A 24,821-nucleotide genomic window follows, 5' to 3' on the forward strand; every position below is an offset into this window, starting at 1 on the left:
AGTTACTAAGCAATATTTAATGACCCCAAAATAAAATTACGATCTGGTATACAAAATTTTACTTAAATTTACATATTGTTATTTAAATTAATTTAATTTTCGGTATAATCTGCCAATAAATTTGGCTAAAGGACTAAAAAATGAAAAAAATCAAAACGTTATTTTTAAGTTTGTTTTTAATTATGCTTTCCACTACAGCCATGGCTGATACTAAAGTATTGTTACAAACCAGTATGGGTGATATAGAAATAGAATTGGACAGTGAACATGCCCCAATTAGTACTAAAAATTTTCTTGATTATGTAAACAATGGTTTCTACGAAAATTTAACTTTCCATCGTGTCATTCCGGGCTTTATGATTCAAGGTGGTGGTGCTGATGATCAATTAAAATTTAAAGATAATAATCCACCGATCAAAAATGAAGCTAACAATGGTCTAAAAAATGATCGCGGAACCATTGCTATGGCGAGAACGAGTGTTGTGGACAGTGCAACTAGCCAATTTTTTATTAACGTAGTTGATAATAATTCACTTAATTACAAATCTCCTGAAAGCTATGGCTATGCTGTGTTTGGTAAAGTGATTAAAGGAATGGATGTAGTTGATAAAATCGTTAATGTACCAACTAAAAGAGTAGGCCCACACCAAAATGTGCCTGTTGAGCCTATTTATATCAAGAAAGCTGTCGTTATCGACAATAAATAATTAAATTCTTGTTATCTATTTTTCCTAAAAACCACTTGCAAAAGTGGTTTTTTATTTCAATTTGTCAATTAAATTGGCAATTGTCCTAACACCGATTCCAGTTGCTCCGGTTGCCCATAAAGCAGTTGAACTTTTACGAAAAGTTGCTGAGCAATCAATATGTAACCAATTTTGTTGATAATTTTTAATAAAATGCGACAAAAAAGCCGCAGCTGTACTTGCTCCAGCAGTATTTGGTAATCCTGAGTTAGCTATATCGGCAAATGCTGAAGGGAACTGAGAGCGATGGAACTCTGCTAACGGTAAACGCCAAAAAGCTTCATGTTCGATTTCGCTACTAGCAAGTAATCGGCTAGCAAATTTATCATCAAACGATAGTAAGGACTGATAATCATTACCAACAGCGATTTTAGCTGCACCCGTTAGTGTTGCGCAGTCAATAATATAATGTGGTTTGTCATTATCGGCACAAATTAAACCATCGGCTAACACTAAACGCCCTTCTGCATCCGTATTATCAACTTCGACAGTTTTACCATTACGATAATGAATAATGTCACCTAACTTAAAGGCATTGCCGCTGACTAAATTATCAGCACAGCATAAATATAGTTTAATTCGATGATTAACACCTCTGGCTATCGCAAGTGCCAATGCCCCCGTGACTAATGCAGCACCCCCCATATCAGCACGCATCGACTCCATAAAACTACTTGGTTTTAAACTGTAGCCACCCGAATCAAAAGTAATTCCTTTGCCAACTAAGCAAGTAGTAACCGGGGCTTTTGGATTGTTAGTTGGATTAAAATCAAGTTCAAGTAAAGCCGCAGGTCTATCCGAACCTTTACCGACCGTATAAATTCCCATATAGTCATGTTCTTTTAATGCCTCGCCTGAAATGATGTTATAACTAACATCCGCACTATAGGAGCTAATCAATTTCGCACTTTGCGTTGCAAGCTCTAGAGGTGATAATGTTTCAGCTTGTTGGTTAACAATATCGCGACACCAATCAATAATAGCTAAACGGTAGTTAAGTTCTTGCTTCTCTTTACTGTTAAGTGTTGGCCACGTTACTTTCGTGCTTTTTTTAGCATTCCGGTAACCTAACCAAAAATGCCAGCAGGCTTCTAAATCCCAATTCTCACCACTTAATTTGACGGAATTAATGCCTTGGTTATCCAATTTGCGCCCAGCTCGCTGAATCGCCCCTAAACGGTGTTCTGGTTTGTAGTGAATAGTAATTGTGCCATCCGAAAAACTCAGCAATGCATCTTTTCCCCATTGTGATGGAGCGGGTTTATCAGAAAGCAAAATAGATAACATCGACATAGCAAGAACCTCAATAATGATAAACAATGAATTAAATTTAATCAGAAACATGTTAATATAGCAAGCGAAGTTAAGAATTATTAAGGATAAGCAATGACAGTGGTACCAATAAAAAATGGAGTCAATTTCCGAGATTTGGGAGGAATCAAAACTATAGATGGTCGCCAAATTCGACCGGGCATGTTATACAGAGCTGGTAACTTTGCGCATATTACACCTAGCGAAGGTGAATTTTTAGCTAATCAATTAAAACTACATTATGTGATCGATTATCGAGATCAAAAAGAAATTGAACATTTTCCTGATAGGCTATGGCATAACGCCAATTATATTAATGTTCCTGCCAACCCTTTGTATAATGAGGTTACCGCTAGTTTAACCAGTGACTTGGAAGATGATAATAAAATTCTAAAAAACCGTTCCCCATTCGATTTTATGATAAAACTGTATCAAAAGTTACCATTTAATAATCCCGCTTATCAAAAACTCACCTCTATTTTACTTAATGCTGATGGCAAACCTTTAGTACAACATTGTGCCGTGGGTAAAGATCGTACCGGAGTTGGCGTGGCGTTAATCCTATTTGCATTAGGCGTGAGTGAAGATAATATTATGCAAGATTATTTACTTACCGAACAGCTATTAACCGACTATCGGGAATGGTTATTAAACCAATATAAAGAAAAAGAAAAATATAAATTAAATCCTGATAAACTAGAAAATCGTAGACTAATTTTTGCTGCTAAAAAAGACTATTTATTAGCTGCTATTACTGCAATAAAAGAGCATTATGACACAATTGATAATTGGTTAGCTAAAGAATATCAGTTAGATGAAAAGAACAAAAAAATTCTACAACAAATATATCTCATTTAATTACTTGAACAATATTAAAATGCGCCGATCCAACGTACCTATTTGAATAGGTACAAACTAATAATTTAGAGTAATTCGAGTAATTAAAAAATAATAAATTACCTTCAATTATACCAGCAATTCACATTTACTTATTGGAATATTACTGTTAACCGCAAGGTGGACATGTTTAATTTGTTTATATTGATAAAAAAAATGTTCGGCAAAAGGCGCACTAATTATGCCGTTATCTATATCAACACTAACTGACTTAATTTGCCAAACACCTTTGGCGTATAATTTTAGTGCTGACTCTTTTAAGGTCCACAATTGCCAAAAAGCCTTTAAACAATCAGCTTGTTTAATCATCCATTGATATTCATCTTCAGCAAAAAAATTTTTGGCTACATTAAGATAATTTTGGCGCGCACGTGCAACTTCAATATCTAGTCCAACTTTTCCTGTCAACGAAACCGCTACGGCTACCATATTTTGACTATGGCTAATATTAAAATCAGGTAAATTTCGGTCTAAAAAGCTAGGGCGATTATTATCCCCAATAATAATATCGGGTAATATTGAGATAGCACAATAACGGTGCAGTAACCTTGCCAATATTGATCGACAAACTAAAAATTGTGTTTTGCGGTGAGCATTTAATTTATTAGCTTGTTCAAGAATTTGCGGAGATAAAAGAGAAAAATCTACGCTAACATCATTTAGATCAGCAAGTTGTATGATTAGCATTATCGACAAACCATTATTAATAAAATTTATTTTTTCTATTTTAACAGCATGCTATGCTAACTGTTATTAAAAATTACTAAGTAGCCTAAGGACACATCATGTCGTTACCAACCAAATTAGTTAATGCCGGACGTAAAAAACGTTACACCCAAGGCGCTGTTAATTCAGTAATTCAACGAGCCTCTTCATTGGTTTTTGATACTGTTGAAGCAAAAAAAGAAGCAACTGAAAATCGTACCAAAGGAGCACTATTTTATGGACGCCGTGGCGCACTAACTCATTTTGCACTACAAGATGCCATGGTTGAAATTGAAGGTGGCGCAGGTTGCTATCTTTACCCGTGTGGCGCTGCTGCTATTGCTAATGCGATTTTAGCATTCGTAAAATCAGGTGATCATATTCTTGTTTCCGAGGCCGCTTATGAGCCTACTCAAGAATTTTGCCAACATATTTTAAAAGATTTTGGCGTGCAAACGGATTACTTTTCGCCCTTAATCGGACGCTATATTAGCCAGCAGATTAAACCAAATACTAAAGTAGTTTTCCTTGAATCTCCAAGTTCAATTACGATGGAGGTTCATGATGTCCCTGCTATTGTTAAAGCCATTCGCAGTGTTAACCCTGAGATCATCATTATGATGGATAATACCTGGGGCGCGGGTGTATTATTTAAAGCACTTGAACATGATATTGATATATCAATCCAAGCTGGCACCAAATATTTAGTTGGTCATTCTGATGCCATGATAGGCACAGCAGTAGCAAATGAACGCTGTTGGGATACACTGCGGGAACGTAGTTATTTAATGGGGCAAATGTGCGATGCTGACACAGCTTATATGGCTGCACGCGGTTTACGTACCCTAGCAATAAGATTGAAGCAACATCATGAAAGTGGCATAAAAGTCGCTAAATGGTTAGCTGAGCATCCAAAAGTTGCCATTGTCAATCATCCAGCATTAGAAAGCTGTAAAGGTCATGAGTTTTTTAAACGTGATTTTACTGGGGCTAGTGGTCTATTTTCTTTTGTGCTCAAAGAACATCTAAGCGACGTTCAATTGTCCGATTTTTTAGATAATCTCACTTACTTTTCTATGGCTTATTCTTGGGGAGGATTCGAATCATTAATTCTGGCCAATCAACCGGAGGAACTCGCTAAAATTAGACCGGTATCGGGAGTGAATTTTACCGGAACATTAATTCGACTACATATTGGTCTTGAAGATCCCGATGATTTAATAGCTGATCTCGAAGCGGGTCTCAATCGTATAAAATTACATAAAAATAAAGTCAATGCCTTACAAACATTAGTATAGTCGGACTAATAATGATAAACCAACAAGATCAAATTATCGATGAAACAATTATACAAACAATATTGCATAGCCTTAAGGGCAGGCAATCGCTGTTAATTGCTTTTAGTGGTGGTGTAGATTCATCGGTACTCTTGCATGGGCTGGTACAACTCAAGCAGTATTACATGCCTAACTTACAACTTAGAGCTATTTATATTCACCATGGCTTAAGTCAAAATGCAGATTATTGGGCTGAGCATTGTCATCATCAATGCCAAAAATGGCAGGTGCCATTAATTATTGAAAAGGTAAAACTTAACGCTAAAGCGGGTAATATTGAAGAGCAAGCAAGAAATGCTCGTTATCAAGCTATCTTTAAACATCTAAACCATGATGAAACATTATGCACCGCTCAACATTTAGATGATCAATGTGAAACCTTCTTTTTAGCCTTAAAACGCGGCAGTGGTCCTGCCGGCCTTGCGGCTATGCCACAAGAAAATAAACAACATCTTCGTCCTTTATTAACTATCTCCCGCCAACAAATTGAGCATTATGCTACCAAATATAAATTAACTTGGATTGAAGACGAAAGTAACCAAGATGACCATTATGACCGTAATTTTTTAAGATTAAATGTACTCCCTATTCTTAACCATCGTTGGCCACATTTTTCACAGATGGTTGCGCGCAGCGCTGAACTATGCCAGCAACAACAAGATCTTATTGAAGAACTTCTACAAGCAGATTTCAGTCAAATAATTGGTGAACAAGGGCAACTATCAATAATACCACTACTCAATTATGCTGAATATAAACGCAATGCAATTTTGCGTATGTGGTTTAAATCACAACAAATTAACATGCCAACACGACAGCAAATTGCCTTAATTTGGCAAACGGTTGCTTTAGCCAAAGAAGATGCTAATCCCAAATTTTTGTTACATAATCGGCAAATCCGCCGCTATCAAAACCAACTTTATTTACTACCAATATATCAGGACATTGAACATGAAATACTGAATTGGGATTTGCAATCTCCGCTAGTATTGCCAAATAATTTAGGGCAACTACAAGTTGATTATCATACTGATTTAGCATGCCGATTACCTCATATTGATGAACAAGTCACAGTTCGATTCCATGCCCAAGGTCAATTTCAGATTGTTAACCGGCACGGTTCTCGTTCAATAAAAAAACTTTGGCAAGAGCATCGTATTCCACCTTGGCAACGAACCCGTATTCCTTTGATTTATTATAATGAACAACTGATTACCGCTGTGGGTATATTTGTAACAAAACAAGGTAAAGGTACTGAAATTAGCTTTATTCAGAAATAGTTGTTAGACCAAATTATTAGCTTAACTAAAAATCAAACGATAAAGGAGGTACTAGCGCCTCCTTTTTTTAAGAAATTATATTCCACCAGATATTTAAGACCTGGCTTGCCAACGTTTTAGTAATAGCGCATTTGTCACCACACTCACACTACTTAATGCCATTGCCGCACCGGCAATCATTGGATTTAAGAAACCTAATGCCGCTAGTGGGATCCCAATTAGATTATAGAAAAATGCCCAAAATAAATTTTGCTTAATTTTATTATAGGTTCTACGAGAAATATCAATCGCATCAGCAATTAAAAATAAATTACCGCGCATTAAAGTGATACTTGAGGCATGCATGGCCACATCCGTACCTGTCCCCATTGCGATCCCAATATCAGCTGCTGCTAATGCTGGCGCATCATTAATACCATCACCGACCATGGCAACTTTATTAGCATTATTTTGCTCATTATTTTTTTGCAATTGATAAATATAATTAGCTTTATCTTGAGGTAGTACTTCCGCGATCACTTCATCAAGCCCCAACTGCTGTCCAACATAATTAGCAGCATTTTGATTATCACCCGTTAGCATTACTGTTTTTACCTGTAGTTGATGTAAAGCTTGGATAGCCGTTTTGGCTTCATCTTTTATTACATCAGCAAAACCGAATAGGGCTAATATTACTACATTGCCGTCCGATTGCTGCTTAGCTAACAATGAAATGGTATAACCTTTTTGTGCAAACGTATTAATTTTATCATCCATATCTACAAAATAAGCATTAAGTGATTTCATCCACCTTAAGCTCCCTAAATAGTATTCGCTATTATCAAGTGTTGCCATCACGCCCGAACCAGCGACTGAAGTAATATTTTGTGCATAACTATATTGTTTAGCTTTAGCCAAAATAGCTTTGGCTAATGGATGTTCACTACCGGCTTGCATTGACGCCGCAATAGATAAGATTTGTTCTGGCGTATCACTGCCAATAATATCCATTTCGACTAATTCAGGTTTACCCACTGTTAGTGTGCCGGTTTTATCAAATGCGACTGTATTGATATTGTGCAGAGTTTCTAACGCCTCAGCATCTTTAATTAAAATACCGTGGCGAGCTGCAACTCCAGTACCTACCATTATCGCGGTTGGTGTTGCTAATCCTAATGCACACGGACAAGCAATCACTAGCACCGCCACGGCATGTAATAATGCCTGTTGCCAATCTTGGGTAAACAATCCCCAACTAACTAACGTAATAAGTGCAATCGACAAAATTACTGGTACAAAAATAGCCGAAATTCGGTCAACAATTCTTTGGATTGGCGCTTTCTTCGCTTGAGCCGATTCAACCATTTCAATAATCTTTGATAAAGTTGAATTAGCCAAAATGGCAGTAGTTCTAACAATAATCAATCCTTCACCATTAATGGCTCCACCGGTGACGTTATCATTAACTGTTTTGTTAACTGGAAAGCTCTCACCGGTTAGCATTGATTCATCACTACTTGATGAACCTTCAATAATTACTCCATCAACAGGTATTTTTTCACCTGGTTTAATCACAACAATATCATTAACTTGTACTTGATTAATTGGTATGGTTATCTCTTGTTCATTTCGCCTGATTAAAGCCATTTCCGGTCTTAACGCAGAAAGCGCCTCAATTGCTTGGGTAGTTTGATGTTTAGCCCTTGACTCTAACCACTTACCGATCAAAATCAACGTGATAATAACTACAGATGACTCAAAATAAAGGTGATTATAATCACCCTTGATCAGTTGATAAACCGATAATCCATAAGCAGCACTAGTACCAATCGCCACCAGTAAATCCATATTACCGGATAGTGCTATTGCTGACTTAAAGCCACTACGGTAAAATTTTGCCCCTAAGCCAAATTGAACTATTGAGGCAAGGATAAGTTGTAACCAAGCTGGCATCATTAAATGCAAACCAAATGGTTCTAATAGCATAGGAAAGACAAACGGTATAGCAAGGATTACTGAGGTAACAATTGGCCAAAGTGATGCTTGTTTATCAGTATCTTTAGCGTGGGTTTCTTGGTCAGTAATTTTAACTGCATGATAACCAGCTTTATCAACTGCTGCCATTAAGGTTTCTAACTTAACATTTGCGTTAGTGGCTACCGTTGCCTTTTCTGTAGCAAGATTAACACTAACATCAATTACACCATCAATCTTTTTTAGAGCCTTTTCAACACGGCTAACGCATGATGCGCAGCTCATATCTTCAACAAAAAAATTATATTCAACTGTTTTCATTTAACGCATCCCTTAATTATTGGTGTTGTAAGGTTTAATATATCCTACATGATAAGAAATCGTTTACTAGCAAAGTGCACTATTATTTTAATAGCTGGAATTGATGCTACTTATATTATTAAATATCTCAAAGAGCGTGCGGTTTCCGTCATCTTAATAATATAACGAATAAATATTCTAATACTAATTATTGTATTAACAAGAATGCACTTTTTTGATATATACTTACCAAAAATATACTATGAGATATCTAAATGAATAATAATTTGTTTATAGCCGTTGAGCCAAATCAGAATAATCATACTATTACCCATTGCCCGGTTGAAACAACAATAAACATGATAGGTGGAAAATATAAATCCTTAATTTTATGGAAACTAATGACGGCAACAACGTTAAGATTTTCTCAATTACATAGGGAAATTCCATGTGCCACACCTAAAATGCTAACTCAACAATTGCGTGAACTTGAAGCCAATGGTTTAATTAGTCGAAAAGTTTTCCCAGTGGTACCACCAAAAGTTGAATATTCATTAACCGATTTTGGCAGAAGTATTAAACCAGTATTAGAAGCAATGTATAAGTGGGGGAGTCACAGCTTAAAAAAACAAGGGTTAAAAGTTAATTGTTCAATGGATGCAATAACTGACTAATTTTAACTATATTTAGCTAAATTACTAATATGTTATGCTCACTTCTCTTATATCATACTAAGAAAGGCACATATAAAAAAACAGGTAAAATTCATACAATAACTAGAATATTATAAAACTTTTTAGGAGCATTACTGATTGCTTGAGCGGTACCAATCGTAAGCCACACAAGGGCAGGAATTAAACCAATACAAGCAATTAAAGCAAAACTAATTAACCCTGTTTGTGAGATATTCAACAGTAAAACTCCTGTGAATTTAAGACTGATCTAACGTACTAATAACAATAATGTCGCCATCATCACTTAAATTAATCACTTTCATATCAAATCTAACCAATTCATAAATATCTAAATCACTAATGTTATATTTTGCATGCCAGAAAAATTTCCTGACCGATTTTGCTGTGGTTCTGTGTGTTTGGCTGTATTCGTTTTGACCTGATTCGTAAGAGGTTTCCCCTTGCTCTATAAGACTTTTAATCCATTCGTGGGGGTTTTCCGTTGTTATCCAATAGGCAATAGTTTGATCTTTTGTTTCGTTTCTTATACTCACTGACCAACCAAGCATTTTTAATTTATCCTAGATTTTAAAAAAAACACGTATCATAGTTATATTAATTATGTTTTATAAAATTGCAAGGATATATAAAACTTCCAACATAACCCATTGATTGGATTGGATTGGTTTGCCTTGAGTTATGAAGATATGCCAGAAGTTACCGAAGCATTTAGGAGGTAAAATCATGATGACACCAGAAGAAAAGAAAAATGGATTGAAGCAAATAGGGAATCAAAAACTATATTAGCTCTTGAGGGCCTTTATCCAGATGAAACTAGTAAGGTCATTGAAAAAGCAGTTTTAAAAGATCATGTGATGAACTCTGATGCTGTTAATTAAATACTTGAATATGCAAAAGAAATTCAGACATTAAAAGGCTTTTTAGAATCTCGAACTTAGATGAAATAAGAGGAGAGCTTGGAAAGTCATTTAAACGCCCGTAGAGGCATTTTTCCTTTTTAGGTGAGTATATATTCATATTCAAAAAATTGCACTGGTGAGCGTTAAGGTTTAAAGATTCCCTTCCCCTTGATAAGCCTATGCGGTGGGGAACCCTACAAGGGTGCCCTGTGTTTGTGGATGTTTTCACATTTTTATTTATATATCTATATAAATTAATTGCGTAATTTTTCAGGCCATTCATTTTGGGTGGCAACTAGTATCTCTTTTACTACTTTAGGATTGCCAGCTACAACATTACCAGAAACCATATAGTTATTACCGCCAGCAAAATCAGTTATTACGCCCCCAGCTTCACGTAAAATAAGTTCGCCCCCAGCAATATCCCATGGTTTTAAACCAATTTCGAAAAAGCCATCTAGCCGACCGGCAGCTACATAAGCCAGATCTAAAGCCCCCGCACCGGCACGACGAAAATCACCACACTTAGCAAATAATTTCTGTAATACTGCAAAATAGCTTTCACTATATTGTTTTGCTCTAAAAGGGAAAGCGGTTGCCAAAACACTACCATCTAAGTCTTTGGCATTACTAACTCGAATACGGTAACCATTAAGTTGAGCGCCTTGCCCCCTCACTGCAGTGAATAATTCATTACTCATTGGATTATAAACTACAGCGACTTCCGTTTTACCTTTCACTCGCACTGCGATAGAAACGGCAAAATGAGGAATATTTCTAATAAAATTGGTGGTGCCATCAATTGGATCAATTATCCATTGTGTATCACTATCATTGCCTTTGGCAAGACCACTTTCTTCCGCAACAATAGTATGATCTGGATAAGCTTTTTTGATTGTTTCAATAATCAAAGCTTCAGCAGCACGATCTACGTTAGTGGCAAAATCATTAGCGCCTTTGGTGTCGATTTCGATCGAACTAGGATTTTCATAAGCCTTGATGGCTACATTACCTGCTTTACGAGCAGCACGAATAGCAATATTCAGCATCGGATGCATAATTTTATTCCAATTGATGATGTTAAAGAACGGTTTTATTTAATGTGGCACTTGCCATACAAAAAATTAGCGCTAGTATAAAGCTTTTACAGCCTTTTTGCTAGTTTATGTTGTATTGATTAAAGACATCTTAAAATTGTTAACATTTTATTAAATCAGTTACAGGATTTATAGGTATAGAAAATATATAAACTTACTAACAATTTTATTTAACCGCATTATCAACTAGATTACTAAAAATTTACTTATCAAATAGATAAAATGTTTCTATTCGCATTAATTTAGGAATTATTGCATAATACCCAGCGTATTAAATGCTAAATTGGAGTGCAAATTATTATGGAACTTCTTTGTCCTGCTGGTTCATTGCCATCGCTTAAAGTTGCAATTGATAACGGTGCAGATGCTGTTTATATTGGCTTAAAAGATGACACTAATGCTCGCCATTTTGCTGGTTTAAATTTTAATGAAAAGCGATTAATTGAAGCTGCTGATTACGTACATAAACATGGCAGGAAATTACACATTGCCATTAATACCTTCGCACATCCTGAAAATTTCGAACGTTGGCAATATGCAGTTGACACTGCCGCTAATATTGGTGCAGATGCGTTAATTATTGCTGACCTAGCAATGCTTGATTACGCTGTAGAAAAACATCCAGCTCTGGAGCGCCATGTTTCAGTACAAGCTTCATCAACTAATGAAGAATCAATTAAATTTTACCATAATAATTTTCAAGTTCATCGTATTGTATTACCACGAGTCCTTTCAATGCACCAAGTAAAACAATTATCACAAGTTTCACCAGTTCCACTTGAGGTATTTGCCTTTGGCAGTCTTTGTATTATGGCCGAAGGACGTTGTTATTTATCATCTTACTTAACCGGTGAATCACCAAATACCGTTGGTGCTTGTTCACCAGCAAAATTTGTACGTTGGGAAGAAACTGAAAAAGGGCTAGAATCTCGCTTAAATAATGTATTAATTGATTGCCATAAAAAAGGTGAGAATGCTGGCTACCCTACTTTATGTAAAGGTCGCTATTTTGTTGATGATGAACTATATCACCCTATCGAAGAACCAACCAGTTTAAATACGATTGAGCTATTACCTGAACTTTTTGCTGCTAATATTGCGTCAGTAAAAATTGAAGGTCGGCAACGTAGTCCTGCTTATGTGGAACAAGTAACCAAAGTGTGGCGCCAAGCCATTGATCGTTATAAAGCTAATCCACAGGCATACCAAGCTGAAAAAAATTGGATGGACACTTTGGGATCAATGTCAGAAGGAACGCAAACTACGTTAGGAGCTTATCACCGTAAATGGCAATGATCGGGAAAAAATAATACCTATTATTATATTTCCTTATTAACATTAGTAAGTAACGCTGGACATAAATAATTTAACTATGATCTAACCGAAATAACTATAGTGAGCAAAATAATGAAATACGCCTTAGGACCAGTGCTTTACTACTGGCCTAAAATAGAAATAGAAGCTTTTTATCATGCAGCAACAAACAGTGATGCAGATATTATCTATATGGGTGAAACTGTTTGTACTAAACGCCGTGAAATGAAAGTCCCTAACTGGCTAGATTTAGCTAAAGAGATAGCTAAATCAGGTAAACAGGTAGTACTTTCTACACTGGCTTTGCTTGAAGCACCATCTGAACTTAATGATTTACGACATTTGGTAAATAATGGCGAATTTTTAGTTGAAGCCAATGATCTGGCGGCAATTAATATTGCTCATGATAATAAACTACCCTTTGCTGCTGGCCCGGCAATCAACTGCTATAACGCCTTAACTTTAAAATTATTGCAAAAGCAAGGTATGGTGCGTTGGTGCATGCCGGTTGAACTTTCTCGCGACTGGTTAAGTAATGTACTTAAGCAATTTGCTAGTCTGAATATTGAACGTAAATTCGAAGTTGAGGTATTTAGTTATGGTTATTTACCATTAGCTTACTCTGCGCGTTGCTTCACTGCTCGTTCAGAAGATAGACCTAAAGATAAGTGTGAAACTTGCTGTATTAAATACCCAGTTGGTCGTGAAGTCTTTTCACAAGAACAACAAAAAGTATTTGTGTTAAATGGCATTCAAACACAAAGTGGTTATTGCTACAACTTAGGTAATAATCTTAAAGACATGAAAGGATTAGTGGATATTGTTAGGATCTCACCGTTGGGTCTTGAAACCCTTGATATTGTTAAACAATTCAAAGTTAATGAAGATGGAACCCACCCACTAAACATTGAACAAAAAAGAGACTGTAATGGTTACTGGAATGGTATTGCCGGACTTGAACTCACACAATAAACACTTTAATCCGGAGCAATTTAGGAGCAACTTTCCTGCCTTAAACGATCAAAGTGTTTATCTTGACTCCGCGGCCACTGCGTTAAAACCGCAAGCTATGATTGCTGCAACACATGAATACTATGCTCACAGTACCGCAACTGCTCAGCGCAGCTTGCATCATGATGCCTTACAAGTAACAGCACGTATCGATAAAGCTAGGCAATATGTGGCTGAATTTATTCACGCCAATGACAATAGTGAGGTTATTTGGACCCGAGGAACAACCGAATCCATTAACATAATCGCACAAAGTTACGCACGCTCCATATTAAAACCTAATGATGAGATTATTGTTAGCGAACTTGAACATCATAGTAATTTATTGCCTTGGCTAATTGTGGCCGAGCAAACTGGTGCTAAAGTAATTAAATGGTCATCAAATATTGAAGAATTATCATCGCTAATTTCTACCCATACCAAAATTGTAACTATTACTCAAATGTCTAATGTTACCGGATTTTGTCCTGATTTAGCCACAATAAGTCAAATTACTCATCAATATAACGCAATTTTAGTAGTAGATGGTGCCCAAGGCATTGTCCACCACAGTTTAGATGTCAAACAACTCGATATTGATTTTTATGCTTTTTCGGCACATAAATTATATGGTCCAACCGGTCTTGGGGTTTTATATGGCAAACAACAGCTGCTTAAGCAAATGAATGTTTGGCAAGGTGGTGGTAAAATGTTAAAAAACGCTTCTTTTAGTGATTTTCAACCAGCTGAACTACCTTATAAATTTGAAGCTGGCACACCAAATATTGCTGGGATTATTGGCTATGCAGCTACACTTGATTGGTTAAGAAATTGGGATGTTAAACAAGCTGATCGCTATACAGAACAACTAGCTAATTACACCAAATCACAATTAGAGAAAATAACGGATATTGAATTTTATAGTGTTGATAACAGTCCAATTATTAGTTTCAATATTACAAATATTCATCATAATGATCTGGCAATTTTACTCAGTGAACAGAAGATCGCCATTCGTACTGGCGAACTTTGCGCACAACCACTTATGCAAAAACTTGGTTGCCATGGCGTGATTCGTATTTCACTAATGCCATATAATAACCAACAAGATATTGATAAACTAATCCAAGCTATACACAACGCAATAGCAATACTAAAATAGTTTTATATCGAAACGTATAGCTGACCTGAAACATCTTTACAATCGACCAAGAATATCTGGATTAATATTATGCTAACAGAGCAAAATTTATTGGAACTATTTTCACAACAACATAACTGGCAAGAAAGGTACCGTCAATTAATTTTGTTATCTAAACAACTACCACAGTTCCCTGATGATCAAAAAATTGACGAGAACCAAATTTATGGTTGCGAAAATCGCGTCTGGCTTAGCTATCAAAAACAAGCGGATAATACTTATATTTTCAAAGGCGATAGTGAAGGACGTATTATAAAAGGATTACTGGCAATCTTAATCATTATTGCGAATAATAAAACCGCTCAACAAATTCATGCTATTAATTTTCAATCAATATTAAGTCAGCTACAAATTACCAACGAACTAAGCCAATCGCGCTTACAAGGATTAACCAAAATAATAGAACGAATACAAGCATTGGTATAGTCAGCATCAATAAAAAAGAAAGAATATTATCCTTCTTCTTTATTGACTATTTTTAATCTATAAAAGTATATAGAGTTATAACTTTTTTTACTCCTTTAACTTTACTCGCTATATTAGCTGCAATTTTTCCTTCTTCAGGGGTGACTATACCAATTAAAAATACCTCTCTATCTTCAGTCACAACTTTAATGTTACGCGCTTTAGTTTGGCTATCTAGAATTAATTGAGATTTAACTTTGGTAGTAATCCAAGCATCATTAGTGATAGTACCAGCACCAACTGGCTCACCTATACGGATTTGATTAAATACTTTTTTCACCCCATCAACTTCTCGAGTTAAGCTTTCAGCTTTTTCAATTTGTTCACTATTAGCTTGACCAACCAAAAGAGCATTACCATCATAGGTACTTACTGAAATACGTGAACCTATAAAACTAGTACCATTATCCTTTAAGTGCAAACTTATGCGTGAATTCAGTGTGGTATCATCAACTTGAGTCCCTGCAGTTCTGGGATCTGTTGCAACTTTAGCTGTGGCCCCCGCACCGGCTCCGATCACCGCGGCAACACAACCTTGCAACATTAATATACTCGACATTAACATCGCAGCTAAGGCAATTTTTTTCATTCTAACTCCTTATTAATTATTGCTCAGTTATGAGTAGATACTTAAAAGCATCGCTTTTTATTATGCCTTGTACTAATTAATTTGCAAAATAGTTTTATAATTTATATCTACAATAGCATTATCAATTTTAAGCAAAAATCAATTATGTTTTCTCCTATTAGCTTTTTCTCATAGGTTAACATCTTCTTTTTTATAATAAATTCTGTTATCTTTTAATACTAAATAGTGTATGTGGTGTTAACTGGTTATTAATATGGATCAAAATTATATTGATTGGCTCTATGGTCTATCTGCCCCAATGGTTGCTTTAAACAAGGAGCATGGTGCAAGTTATACTTCTCCGTTTTTTTTTCCTGATCGCGATTTTGTTAATATGAATGATGACTGGGGAATTGATTCACGAGAAAGCCTATTAGAGATGGTATTTAATATGGTTGATAATGGACATGCTACGGCATTAACTCCTTACTATTTTATGTATGATCGTTTACCTGAATATAAATGGTTAGAATATTGTCAATCGCAAACCGATTACCAAAAAGTACTACTGAAAATGGCAGAACAGACTTTTTCTGAATGTGGTGTTGGTGGTATTCGTGCTTGGGATTATGCTCGAATGGGATATATTCTGCGTAATGGCACTACTAATAAATATATTACCGAACAAGAAGCTTTATGGATTTTTTCACGCATTGCCTCACGCTCTCAATATTATTATAAAAGTTGGAAACATTACTTTTCGGGTTGGCTCGTTGGTTACCAATACTGGAAATCACTGAGTAATGATAAAAACTTAGATATATTACGTTGTGAATTAAGCAGAATGAGCAAAATAAATATAATATCAATGCTAAATTCGGATGAAGATTCACCATGTAATCGCTTACCTTGGTTTATTGATATTGAAGAATTAGAGAAACCGGAATCATTAATGGAGTATGATTGGTCATGATCGAAACAAGTTGGCAAGTACTAGGAATTGAAGAAACTACCGATAAAGCTGTAATTCGTCAAGCATATCACACAAAATTACCTATGTATCATCCAGAAACCGATCCTGACGGTTTTAAAGTATTACGAGAAGCTTACGAATATGCGATGAAATATGCTGATTCACCAGAATCTAACATTGCATTTGCTTCGCTAAATTTAAAACAAAAAACACAAACACCTTCTCCTCTTTCTGAAGATGAGCTAAAAGCAAACGAAATTTGCCAAAATTATCACGCTTTATTAGAGGATCCTAAGCGTTGTTATGATATTAATCAATGGCATCAATTTGTAGCCTCATTTTACGACTATTCAATGACGGTTATTGGTATTGTCAAATGGCAGTTACTGGAAATAAGTTACTCTGCCCGTCATTTATCTCTTTCTTGTGCTAAGGTTTTAGCTGATAGTTTACGCTGGCGCCAACAATTGATGACACAATTACCTGATAAAAGAGATCGTTATAACGATTTTTTAAATCACATTGAACAAGGTGACTATTTTAATTATGCGACATTATCTACTGTCAGCAAGACACTACAAAGTGCAACTTTAAATTATTTACATTTTGCCAAATGGATTTTTTGGGAAAGCTCTGCTGGAGAGTTAGATGATTACTTATCACAAGATACTGTAATCTACTTACCTAATGATGAAAATCTAATGTTGAAATTTGCTAACTGGCATTGTTATGCTAAACAAGCTAATTCCGGAATTCTAGACTATGCAATATCCCAACTTGCCCGAACAGACCTTGAACCACATTTAATCTGCGAATGGAAATATATTATCGCGCAACAATATACCTTACTTGAGGATAAAGACAATAGTTTAAAATATTGGTTAGAACTTTATAATTCAGGTCATTATCAAGAAAAATCTGCCAGTTGGATAATTTATTGGTGTTCAGTATATGCTAAAGATCATTTACCTTTATTGATTGTCGCTCTTAATCGATCCGCCTGTTTACAAGCTAACACCACCGAAGATTTGATGTATACTATTCCGCAATTAAGTCCAACCACTATCGCCCGCTTATGCAAACTCAATAAAGACGATTATTCCCCCGAAATTGCTGAATTTATTAGTTGGGCTTTAACTGAAAATTGGAATTATCGGCAAATTTTATTGTTACTATTAAGTGATGACGGTAACAATCGATTATTTCGTTTATATCGTCATGCGATTATGTTACGTCATGGTAATGAAATTTTATTGCAAGAAATTCTTGATGAAAGCAGTGATAACGCTTTTGAGTTATTTATTATCCAAAATTTACAATACCAAGCTAAACAGTGTCTGGAATGGATAACCAATCTTGAACCAATCCAACAATTTAAAACTTGGTTATACGACAATGATGAAAATACATCAATTCCAGATGAATGGAATCCAGAAATAAAAAATAATCAGTTTGTTTTTGTTCGTTTATGGTTAGATAGATTCCGTCCCTTACCATTTGTTTCTAAATCACATTTATATTACTACATCAGTTATTCACAAATGGAAATGTTTGATTGGTTAGTATTTTTTGCCATGAGAATAGGTTACAATTTTCCTAAACCGCCTTATGCAAATGATAGGGAAGTATACTGGCAATGGTATCGATATTGCATGTTAGTCATCGCTCTGGCAAATAATCCTGCCAAAATTGCAACATATATTAAACAAAATTATAGTACTTTCAATATACCAGATGATAGCCCCATTATTCCCATTGTTAATAATATTACACAGAATAACTGGCAAGATGAAAGCGAACTATACAATGCCATTAATAATGACAATAAGATGATTAATTGTATGTTAATCAATTTTCCAAATTCAATTGAATCATTTATTGATGATCCAAAACAAATTGATTTTGATGTTATACAACAGAATATAAAACAATTATGGCAACCTAAATTAGCACATCAGAAACCAGTTTATTTAATGTTATTAAATCTAATTTTATTAGACCAACCCGAGCAAAAGACTAGATTACATCAATTGCTTAATGAAATTATAGGTGATAACAAAGAATTAAGAAAAATAGCCAATCATTTAGAGAACAATTGGAGCTTTCCGTTCACCATTAGCAAAGAACAATACCATTGCACAAAAGAATTCGATAAAATTATATCATATGCTGAACGTTTATCTCGCTATAGTGGTTTATGCAATCAAGATGACATTAATTCGTTAAGAGAATTTAAAGATAATACCAAAAATGATATTGTATTGCGTCTTTGCGTAGCTCTCCTGCTAGCCAAACAAGCCAAGAATCAGAAAAAATTTACCTCTCTTAATCTACCTGAAAATAAACCGTGGCAATTCTGGCGTTGGAAAGGACGCACAGATGTAGTAGGTTTTTTAAAGCAGCTATTTTATGGTTCATTAATTCCATGGATAATTTTCGATTTCTTTGGATTTGGAAACCTTTGCAATAGTATAACGCTTTCGGTTATTCACTGGGGTATATTGATTAACGCTATTTTTGCCATTAAACGACGCCTTAATGATATTTATAATGGTGATCGCTTATTTATGATTGTAATAATAATTATCTTTCCGTTGCTTTTATTAGTTTGCTGGTTTCCAGGAATAGATCGTACCAATCATTATGGTCCACCAGTTGATAGAAATAAAATAGAATAAAAATCACTTTTTTATAGCAAAAGGGGAAAAAGCATAAATGTGTCATCAATAATTATACTCACTTTTCCCTTGTTAACCAATTAATAGTAACTATTTATATTTCATATAGTTACTACCTATCAAGTTGCTGCAGGTTTAATTCTATTTCATTGCGTGTTGCTGTAATTTTATCACTGTTTTGTTCATGTAACACTTCTAAAAAGGCTTCAATATAAGAACCAATTAATATTCTTTCTTCACCTAATGATTGTGCCCATGCCCTCTCTAATCTTGCTAATAAAGTACGGTTTGGCATTTCATCACGAGGATGGATTTTAAGTGCTTTTAACCGTTCCTGACTTTGTTGTTTTTGTTGCTCTGTTAATCCAAGTGGGCTATGATCAATTACTTTTCCATGCTGTAAACCAGTTTCAAGCAAAATCACATCGACCTCTAACAGACCGCTCAAGTCGTAACTAAAACGAATTTCAATACCTTGTATTCTTTCTATAGGAGTTAGTGGGACATCAAATTCATCAATAAAAACATTATCAGCAACAAGAGGATTTTCTCCCTGATAAACTGATACACAAATCTTTTTTTGATATGGGTGTGTAGTCCAAAATTTTTTCACTTTTGAAGTAGGAACAATAGTGTTACGTTCAATAATTGGTGAAAATAATCCACTAATATTGTCCGAAGAGATTTCAATGCCAAGAGTATAAGGACATACATCAGTTAAAATAACCTCTTCAACATCTTGGTTTCTTAGCCTACAAGCAGCTTGAATAGCTGCACCTTGGGCGACAATAGTGGTAGGGTTAACGTGCCGATAAGGCAATTTACCAAATAATTTAGTAACCAACTCACGCACTACTCCAAGTTGTGACGAGCCACCGACTAAAACAATGTGTTGCAGTTGGTTAGGTTTTAACCGCGCATCACTTAATGCTTGCTCAACTGGAGCTCGTAAACGATTAATTAGTGGTAACCAAAGTGATTTAGACCGATTTTCATTCAAGGAAAATTGCCATTGCTTATCTTGCCAAGTCCAAGTTAAATTATGTGGTTCATCACCATTCAGTTTACATTTCAGCTGTTCAGCTAAATCTAATAAACGAGCATAATCATCAACTGGAATATCTTGTTGTTGCAATTTCCACTCACTTAAACAAGCCTTAACAATATACTGTGTAAAATCCTCGCCACCTAAATAGTTATCGCCAGCTGAAGCATGAACTTCAATAATAGGCATTGAGTATTCAAGAACTGTGACATCAAAAGTACCACCACCCAAATCAAACACTAAGGTATTCCCTGATTGTTCTTCATGCAATCCATAAGCCATTGCGGCTGCTGTGGGCTCATTAATTAAGCGTACCGCATTTAGACCAGCAAGCTCAGCTGCAAATCGGGTTTGTTTACGTTGCTCATCATTAAAATAAGCCGGAACAGAAATAACTACGTCACAAATTTCTTGCTTTAAAAAAGCTTCAGCATCAGCTTTTAATGATTTTAAAACCATTGCTGAAAGTTCCGTTGGATTAAACTTTTGGTCACCAAGCTTAAAAACTTTATTAGAACCTAAAAAGCGTTTAAATGCTGCTGCGCTACGATTTGGATGAGTAGTTAAACGTGACAATGCCGCATGCCCAACCAAGATTGAATTATCTTCATCAAGGCTTACCGCTGATGGTGTAATCACTTCACCGATTGAATTAGGAATGAGAGTCGGTTTGCCGTCTTGCCAAACACAAATTAAACTATTGGTTGTACCTAGATCTATGCCTATAGGATGGTGCGTCAATGTCTTATTTCCTTAATAATATAATAATTAATGTAAACAGTATTATATTATTATAATAGTTTAAGGTGCAATTTCAGGTCAATATAATAGGCAGTGTTTCATTTTGTTGGTTTAACTAATTAAATTTGTTTTAATGTGGTGAATTTTATCTAAACAATTATAAAAAACTAGTTAACTAGTTTTCATTCAATTGCAATAATCTTACTGACCAACCTACCATTTTTTAATCTGGTTATGATTATCTCATCAACAGTCACTTGTTCACTACTGCGAATCACCATTTGCTCTTGATTAGTAGTAACCGAATAACCGCGTTCTAGAATTGCCAATGGGCTAATACTATTAAGTTGCGATGTTTGTATAGCATACTGATGTTTAGATTGAACTAATTTTTGTTTTATTAAGTTGATTAGTTGCTGCTGTTTTTGGCTTATATCCTGAGTTAAATAAATAATCCTGTTTTGTGGTGAAATACGTAACAATCTTTTATCTAAAGAAGTATGTCGATTTTCTTGTTTTAATAAATATTGTTGCATATTTTCATATAACGCATGCCGGCAACTTAATAATCGATTTAACTGCTTTGATAACTTAGCTTGTGGGTGTTGTATTTGTAATTGTTGAAATAATTTATTTAGCCTTCCTCGGCACTTCATTAAATAGTAATCAATTGCCATCAACAAATGCTGTTCTTGAACTTGCATTCGTTTTATTTGTTCTAGCTTATCTCGACTAACTAGTTCTGCCGCAGCCGAAGGTGTAGCAGCTCTAATATCAGCAACAAAATCGGCAATAGTAAAATCGATTTCATGACCAACTGCGCTAACAATCGGTATTTGACTAGCAAAAATGGCGCGCGCGACTACTTCCTCATTAAATGACCAAAGATCTTCAAGTGAACCACCACCACGACCAACAATCAAAACATCACACTCTTGACGGTTATTGGCCAGTTGAATCAACTTGGCAATTTGTGCCGCAGCTTCATTACCTTGCACCTGTGTAGGGTAAATAATCAAATGCAAACTAGGATCGCGGCGTTTTAAGATCTGACAAATATCATGTAGTGCCGCACCGGTTGAAGATGTAATTATACCAACTGTACGAATATTTTCTGGCAACGGTTTTTTATAAATATTATCAAATAAACCTTCTTCACTAAGTTTTTGTTTCAACTGCTCAAACTTTTGTTGTAATAGTCCCGCTCCTGCTGACTGCATACTATCAATCACTAATTGATATTCGCCGCGAGCTTCGTAAAGTGTTACTGTGGCTCGGACTAAAACCTGCTGACCGTTTTGTGGGGTAAATCCTACTCTAAAATTGCTATTACGGAACATAGCACAACGGACTTGAGCGCTATCATCTTTTAAAGTGAAATACCAATGCCCTGATGCTGGACGAGAGAAATTTGAAATTTCACCAACCAACCATACTTGACCAATAGCATCATTAAGTAAATCTTTGACCATTTGGTTAAGATCTTTAACCGATAAAATCGAATTACCTTGCATGCTACTACCCTTATAATTGTGTCTTTATACTAAATCGAATTCTGCCCAGATTGGTGCATGATCTGATGGTTTTTCCATAGCTCGAATACCATAATCAATTCCCGTTTGTAAACAATAATCCATCAGTTTTGGGCTAGCTAAAATCAAATCAATCCGTAGTCCTGTTTGGGAATCAAAGCCCTTTGAACGATAATCAAACCAAGAATACTGTTGTTTGCTTGGATATTGGTTACGATAAGTATCAATAAAACCGAGTGACATTAAGTTTGTCATCCACTCACGTTCTTCAGGTAAAAACGAACACTTACCGGTACGTAACCAACGTTTACGGCTATCTTCTGATATCCCAATATCTAAATCAGTAGGACTGATATTCATATCCCCCATAATTAAAGACAATTGGTTACTTAGTTGATTTTGTTGTAAATAATTAATCAAATCGTGGTAAAACTTACGTTTAGCCGGATATTTAATTTCATGGTGTAAACTTTCACCTTGCGGGAAGTAACCATTGATCACCGTTAAATTACCTTGACTAGTTGGTAACTCTACCATAATCAACCGACATTGTGCTTCATCATTATCAGTTGGAAATCCACACTGTACTGATAAAGGTTGTTGTTTGGTTAACAAAGCAACGCCATAATGACCTTTCTGTCCATGATAATTTAAGTAATAACCAAATTGTTTTAGTTCTTCAACAGGGAACTGATCATTATGGACTTTGGTTTCTTGTAAGCCAATCACATCTGGTTGGTATTTATCAATAATTGCCGCTAATTGATGGATGCGAGCTCTAAGGCTATTAATATTAAAAGAGATAACTTTCATAATAAATTTATTGTATTCGATTTGATGTTACAATTGTCTCATCCTACCAAAAATACGTTATACTGTTAAGCTATTACAGAAAAAGCTACCATTTGTGGTGAAAAAAGGATTAACCGAACATGTCTAAGGAATTATTTGCATTGCGAGATAAAATTGATGAGATTGATAAAGCTATTTTATCTCTTATTACCAAGCGATTAGCATTAGTTACTGAAGTCGGTGAAGTAAAAAGTCAACACGGTATTCCCATTTACGATCCTAAACGTGAAACTGATATGCTAACTAAAAGACGGCAAGAAGCAGAGCAAGCAGGAATATCACCAACATTGATTGAAGATATTTTACGCCGACTCATGCGCGAGTCTTATATTAGTGAAAATGACAAAGGTTTCAAGAAAATTTATACAGGCCAAGGATCAATTGTAATTATTGGTGGTAATGGACAGATGGGAAGACTGTTTTCACGTTTATTTACACTATCCGGATATAACGTTAAAACGTTAGGTTCAAAAACTATGCATCAAGCGGCTGAAGTGGTTGCTGATGCTGCCGCCGTAATTGTTACTGTGCCGATTAGCAAAACTTGTGAAATTATTAAACAATTACCGCCACTGCCCAAAGATTGTATTTTAACTGATTTTACATCAATAAAAGTTAAACCACTTAAAGCGATGCTAGAAAAACACGCTGGCCCAGTAGTCGGTTTACACCCTATGTTTGGTCCTGATGTACCAAATTTAGCCAAACAAATTATTGTTTATTGTGATGGCCGTGAACCGGATAAATATCAATGGTTAATTGAACAAATGCGAATTTGGGGAGCTAATTTATGCGGTATTGCTGCTACACAACACGATAAATGCATGTCTTTTATTCAAGCATTACGCCATTTCACCTCTTTCGCATACGGTGTTAATTTGCAACGCGAACATGCAGATTTAGAACAATTAATTGCGTTATCATCACCTATTTATCGCTTAGAACTAATGATGGTTGGTAGGCTTTTTGCTCAAGATCCTGAACTTTATGCCGATATCATCATGGCGTCAGAAGATAATATCGAACTAATTAAACGTTATTATAAACGATTTGGTGAAATGGTTGATTTGCTTGAGCAACGTGACAAAGACAAATTTATCAAAAATTTTAACGAAGTAAGTGCTTGGTTTGGTAATTATGCACAACGCTTTATTAAAGAAAGCCAAAGTTTATTGAAATTTGCTAATGATAATCGAGAATAAATATATACTAAAACGTATACTTGACCTGAAACTTATTTAC

The 24,821-nt window shown here is 35.3% G+C and carries 22 protein-coding genes; 12 read left to right on the forward strand and 10 right to left on the reverse strand.

Annotated elements, in window-relative coordinates:
• Nucleotides 1-140 precede the first annotated feature (140 nt).
• Nucleotides 141-707 carry a peptidylprolyl isomerase gene (locus A9G12_RS11500; RefSeq protein ID WP_065565971.1) on the forward strand — a complete coding sequence of 189 codons (567 nt, stop codon included), beginning with the start codon at nt 141-143 and terminating at the stop codon, nt 705-707.
• A 51-nt stretch (nt 708-758) separates the two neighbouring features.
• Here the strand turns inward: A9G12_RS11500 and pepB are convergent, their stop codons facing one another.
• Nucleotides 759-2,039, reverse strand: coding sequence for an aminopeptidase PepB (gene pepB, locus A9G12_RS11505; protein WP_218056643.1), 1,281 nt, complete (start codon nt 2,037-2,039; stop codon nt 759-761).
• 93 nt (nt 2,040-2,132) lie between these two features.
• Here pepB and A9G12_RS11510 point away from each other — a divergent pair, with 93 nt between their 5' ends.
• Nucleotides 2,133-2,915, forward strand: coding sequence for a tyrosine-protein phosphatase (locus A9G12_RS11510; protein WP_065565972.1), 783 nt, complete (start codon nt 2,133-2,135; stop codon nt 2,913-2,915).
• 108 nt (nt 2,916-3,023) lie between these two features.
• Here A9G12_RS11510 and A9G12_RS11515 read toward each other — a convergent pair whose 3' ends face one another.
• Nucleotides 3,024-3,641, reverse strand: a complete 618-nt coding sequence (locus tag A9G12_RS11515) for a 4'-phosphopantetheinyl transferase family protein (protein WP_065565973.1) — start codon at nt 3,639-3,641, stop codon at nt 3,024-3,026.
• 98 nt (nt 3,642-3,739) lie between these two features.
• Between A9G12_RS11515 and metC the strand changes: the two genes are divergently transcribed.
• Nucleotides 3,740-4,957, forward strand: a complete 1,218-nt coding sequence (metC, locus tag A9G12_RS11520; protein WP_065565974.1) for a cystathionine beta-lyase — start codon at nt 3,740-3,742, stop codon at nt 4,955-4,957.
• Nucleotides 4,958-4,968: 11 nt separating this feature from the next.
• Nucleotides 4,969-6,276: a tRNA lysidine(34) synthetase TilS gene (gene tilS, locus A9G12_RS11525; protein WP_065565975.1), complete on the forward strand. Its 1,308-nt coding sequence runs from the start codon at nt 4,969-4,971 to the stop codon at nt 6,274-6,276.
• 93 nt (nt 6,277-6,369) lie between these two features.
• Here tilS and A9G12_RS11530 read toward each other — a convergent pair whose 3' ends face one another.
• Nucleotides 6,370-8,550: a heavy metal translocating P-type ATPase gene (locus A9G12_RS11530; protein ID WP_065565976.1), complete on the reverse strand. Its 2,181-nt coding sequence runs from the start codon at nt 8,548-8,550 to the stop codon at nt 6,370-6,372.
• A 254-nt stretch (nt 8,551-8,804) separates the two neighbouring features.
• On the opposite strand from A9G12_RS11530, the gene A9G12_RS11535 reads away from it, so the two are divergent.
• Entirely contained in the window at nt 8,805-9,203 is a 399-nt protein-coding gene (locus A9G12_RS11535; RefSeq protein WP_065565977.1) for a winged helix-turn-helix transcriptional regulator, read from the forward strand.
• A gap of 91 nt (nt 9,204-9,294) precedes the next feature.
• On the opposite strand, the gene A9G12_RS12375 is transcribed toward A9G12_RS11535, so the two are convergent.
• From A9G12_RS12375 to suhB, 3 genes are all read right to left on the reverse strand, one after another.
• Nucleotides 9,295-9,441: a hypothetical protein gene (locus A9G12_RS12375; RefSeq protein WP_176701766.1), complete on the reverse strand. Its 147-nt coding sequence runs from the start codon at nt 9,439-9,441 to the stop codon at nt 9,295-9,297.
• 19 nt (nt 9,442-9,460) lie between these two features.
• The gene (locus tag A9G12_RS11540) at nt 9,461-9,772 is read right to left on the reverse strand and encodes a hypothetical protein (RefSeq protein ID WP_065565978.1); all 312 of its coding nucleotides are present in this window, start codon (nt 9,770-9,772) and stop codon (nt 9,461-9,463) included.
• A 605-nt stretch (nt 9,773-10,377) separates the two neighbouring features.
• The gene (gene suhB, locus A9G12_RS11545; protein WP_065565979.1) at nt 10,378-11,181 is read right to left on the reverse strand and encodes an inositol-1-monophosphatase; all 804 of its coding nucleotides are present in this window, start codon (nt 11,179-11,181) and stop codon (nt 10,378-10,380) included.
• A gap of 339 nt (nt 11,182-11,520) precedes the next feature.
• Between suhB and ubiU the strand changes: the two genes are divergently transcribed.
• From ubiU to csdE, 4 genes are all read left to right on the forward strand, one after another.
• Entirely contained in the window at nt 11,521-12,516 is a 996-nt protein-coding gene (gene ubiU, locus A9G12_RS11550; RefSeq protein ID WP_065565980.1) for a ubiquinone anaerobic biosynthesis protein UbiU, read from the forward strand.
• A gap of 111 nt (nt 12,517-12,627) precedes the next feature.
• Nucleotides 12,628-13,506 carry a U32 family peptidase gene (locus A9G12_RS11555; protein WP_065565981.1) on the forward strand — a complete coding sequence of 293 codons (879 nt, stop codon included), beginning with the start codon at nt 12,628-12,630 and terminating at the stop codon, nt 13,504-13,506.
• Nucleotides 13,463-14,686 (forward strand): cysteine desulfurase CsdA, encoded by a 1,224-nt coding sequence (gene csdA, locus A9G12_RS11560; protein ID WP_255306631.1) that lies wholly within the window; start codon nt 13,463-13,465, stop codon nt 14,684-14,686. Before A9G12_RS11555 ends, csdA begins: the two co-directional genes overlap by 44 nt.
• 69 nt (nt 14,687-14,755) lie before the next feature.
• The gene (gene csdE, locus A9G12_RS11565; protein WP_065565982.1) at nt 14,756-15,151 is read left to right on the forward strand and encodes a cysteine desulfurase sulfur acceptor subunit CsdE; all 396 of its coding nucleotides are present in this window, start codon (nt 14,756-14,758) and stop codon (nt 15,149-15,151) included.
• Between the two features lie 52 nt (nt 15,152-15,203).
• Here csdE and dolP read toward each other — a convergent pair whose 3' ends face one another.
• A complete protein-coding gene (gene dolP / locus A9G12_RS11570) occupies nt 15,204-15,779 on the reverse strand; it encodes a division/outer membrane stress-associated lipid-binding lipoprotein (RefSeq protein WP_065565983.1) in 576 nt (191 codons plus the stop codon).
• A 253-nt stretch (nt 15,780-16,032) separates the two neighbouring features.
• Here dolP and A9G12_RS11575 point away from each other — a divergent pair, with 253 nt between their 5' ends.
• The gene (locus A9G12_RS11575; protein ID WP_065565984.1) at nt 16,033-16,731 is read left to right on the forward strand and encodes a DUF1266 domain-containing protein; all 699 of its coding nucleotides are present in this window, start codon (nt 16,033-16,035) and stop codon (nt 16,729-16,731) included.
• The gene (locus tag A9G12_RS11580; protein ID WP_065565985.1) at nt 16,728-19,409 is read left to right on the forward strand and encodes a J domain-containing protein; all 2,682 of its coding nucleotides are present in this window, start codon (nt 16,728-16,730) and stop codon (nt 19,407-19,409) included. Before A9G12_RS11575 ends, A9G12_RS11580 begins: the two co-directional genes overlap by 4 nt.
• A 112-nt stretch (nt 19,410-19,521) precedes the next feature.
• Here A9G12_RS11580 and A9G12_RS11585 read toward each other — a convergent pair whose 3' ends face one another.
• The 3 genes from A9G12_RS11585 to xthA all read right to left on the reverse strand — a co-directional run bounded on the left by A9G12_RS11585 (nt 19,522) and on the right by xthA (nt 23,540).
• A complete protein-coding gene (locus A9G12_RS11585) occupies nt 19,522-21,195 on the reverse strand; it encodes a molecular chaperone HscC (protein ID WP_065565986.1) in 1,674 nt (557 codons plus the stop codon).
• A gap of 182 nt (nt 21,196-21,377) precedes the next feature.
• Entirely contained in the window at nt 21,378-22,709 is a 1,332-nt protein-coding gene (xseA, locus tag A9G12_RS11590; protein WP_065565987.1) for an exodeoxyribonuclease VII large subunit, read from the reverse strand.
• 24 nt (nt 22,710-22,733) lie between these two features.
• Nucleotides 22,734-23,540, reverse strand: coding sequence for an exodeoxyribonuclease III (gene xthA, locus A9G12_RS11595; protein WP_065565988.1), 807 nt, complete (start codon nt 23,538-23,540; stop codon nt 22,734-22,736).
• A gap of 119 nt (nt 23,541-23,659) precedes the next feature.
• On the opposite strand from xthA, the gene tyrA reads away from it, so the two are divergent.
• Nucleotides 23,660-24,781 carry a bifunctional chorismate mutase/prephenate dehydrogenase gene (tyrA, locus tag A9G12_RS11600; protein ID WP_065565989.1) on the forward strand — a complete coding sequence of 374 codons (1,122 nt, stop codon included), beginning with the start codon at nt 23,660-23,662 and terminating at the stop codon, nt 24,779-24,781.
• Nucleotides 24,782-24,821: the final 40 nt, after the last annotated feature.

The sequence above is a fragment of the Gilliamella sp. wkB112 genome (genome assembly GCF_001690685.1).
In the GTDB taxonomy this organism is placed as follows: Bacteria; Pseudomonadota; Gammaproteobacteria; order Enterobacterales; family Orbaceae; genus Gilliamella; species Gilliamella apicola_J.

Coding starts and splice junctions, on each gene's coding strand:
- xseA (WP_065565987.1), bottom strand. CDS start 22,709: ATGCAAGGTAATTCGATTTTATCGGTTAAAGATCTTAACCAAATGGTC.
- A9G12_RS11555 (WP_065565981.1), top strand. CDS start 12,628: ATGAAATACGCCTTAGGACCAGTGCTTTACTACTGGCCTAAAATAGAA.
- tilS (WP_065565975.1), top strand. CDS start 4,969: ATGATAAACCAACAAGATCAAATTATCGATGAAACAATTATACAAACA.
- csdE (WP_065565982.1), top strand. CDS start 14,756: ATGCTAACAGAGCAAAATTTATTGGAACTATTTTCACAACAACATAAC.
- xthA (WP_065565988.1), bottom strand. CDS start 23,540: ATGAAAGTTATCTCTTTTAATATTAATAGCCTTAGAGCTCGCATCCAT.
- tyrA (WP_065565989.1), top strand. CDS start 23,660: ATGTCTAAGGAATTATTTGCATTGCGAGATAAAATTGATGAGATTGAT.
- metC (WP_065565974.1), top strand. CDS start 3,740: ATGTCGTTACCAACCAAATTAGTTAATGCCGGACGTAAAAAACGTTAC.
- pepB (WP_218056643.1), bottom strand. CDS start 2,039: ATGTCGATGTTATCTATTTTGCTTTCTGATAAACCCGCTCCATCACAA.
- A9G12_RS11515 (WP_065565973.1), bottom strand. CDS start 3,641: ATGCTAATCATACAACTTGCTGATCTAAATGATGTTAGCGTAGATTTT.
- A9G12_RS11530 (WP_065565976.1), bottom strand. CDS start 8,550: ATGAAAACAGTTGAATATAATTTTTTTGTTGAAGATATGAGCTGCGCA.
- A9G12_RS11535 (WP_065565977.1), top strand. CDS start 8,805: ATGAATAATAATTTGTTTATAGCCGTTGAGCCAAATCAGAATAATCAT.
- dolP (WP_065565983.1), bottom strand. CDS start 15,779: ATGAAAAAAATTGCCTTAGCTGCGATGTTAATGTCGAGTATATTAATG.
- A9G12_RS11575 (WP_065565984.1), top strand. CDS start 16,033: ATGGATCAAAATTATATTGATTGGCTCTATGGTCTATCTGCCCCAATG.
- A9G12_RS11580 (WP_065565985.1), top strand. CDS start 16,728: ATGATCGAAACAAGTTGGCAAGTACTAGGAATTGAAGAAACTACCGAT.
- ubiU (WP_065565980.1), top strand. CDS start 11,521: ATGGAACTTCTTTGTCCTGCTGGTTCATTGCCATCGCTTAAAGTTGCA.
- A9G12_RS11540 (WP_065565978.1), bottom strand. CDS start 9,772: ATGCTTGGTTGGTCAGTGAGTATAAGAAACGAAACAAAAGATCAAACT.
- A9G12_RS11510 (WP_065565972.1), top strand. CDS start 2,133: ATGACAGTGGTACCAATAAAAAATGGAGTCAATTTCCGAGATTTGGGA.
- A9G12_RS11500 (WP_065565971.1), top strand. CDS start 141: ATGAAAAAAATCAAAACGTTATTTTTAAGTTTGTTTTTAATTATGCTT.
- suhB (WP_065565979.1), bottom strand. CDS start 11,181: ATGCATCCGATGCTGAATATTGCTATTCGTGCTGCTCGTAAAGCAGGT.
- csdA (WP_255306631.1), top strand. CDS start 13,463: ATGGTTACTGGAATGGTATTGCCGGACTTGAACTCACACAATAAACAC.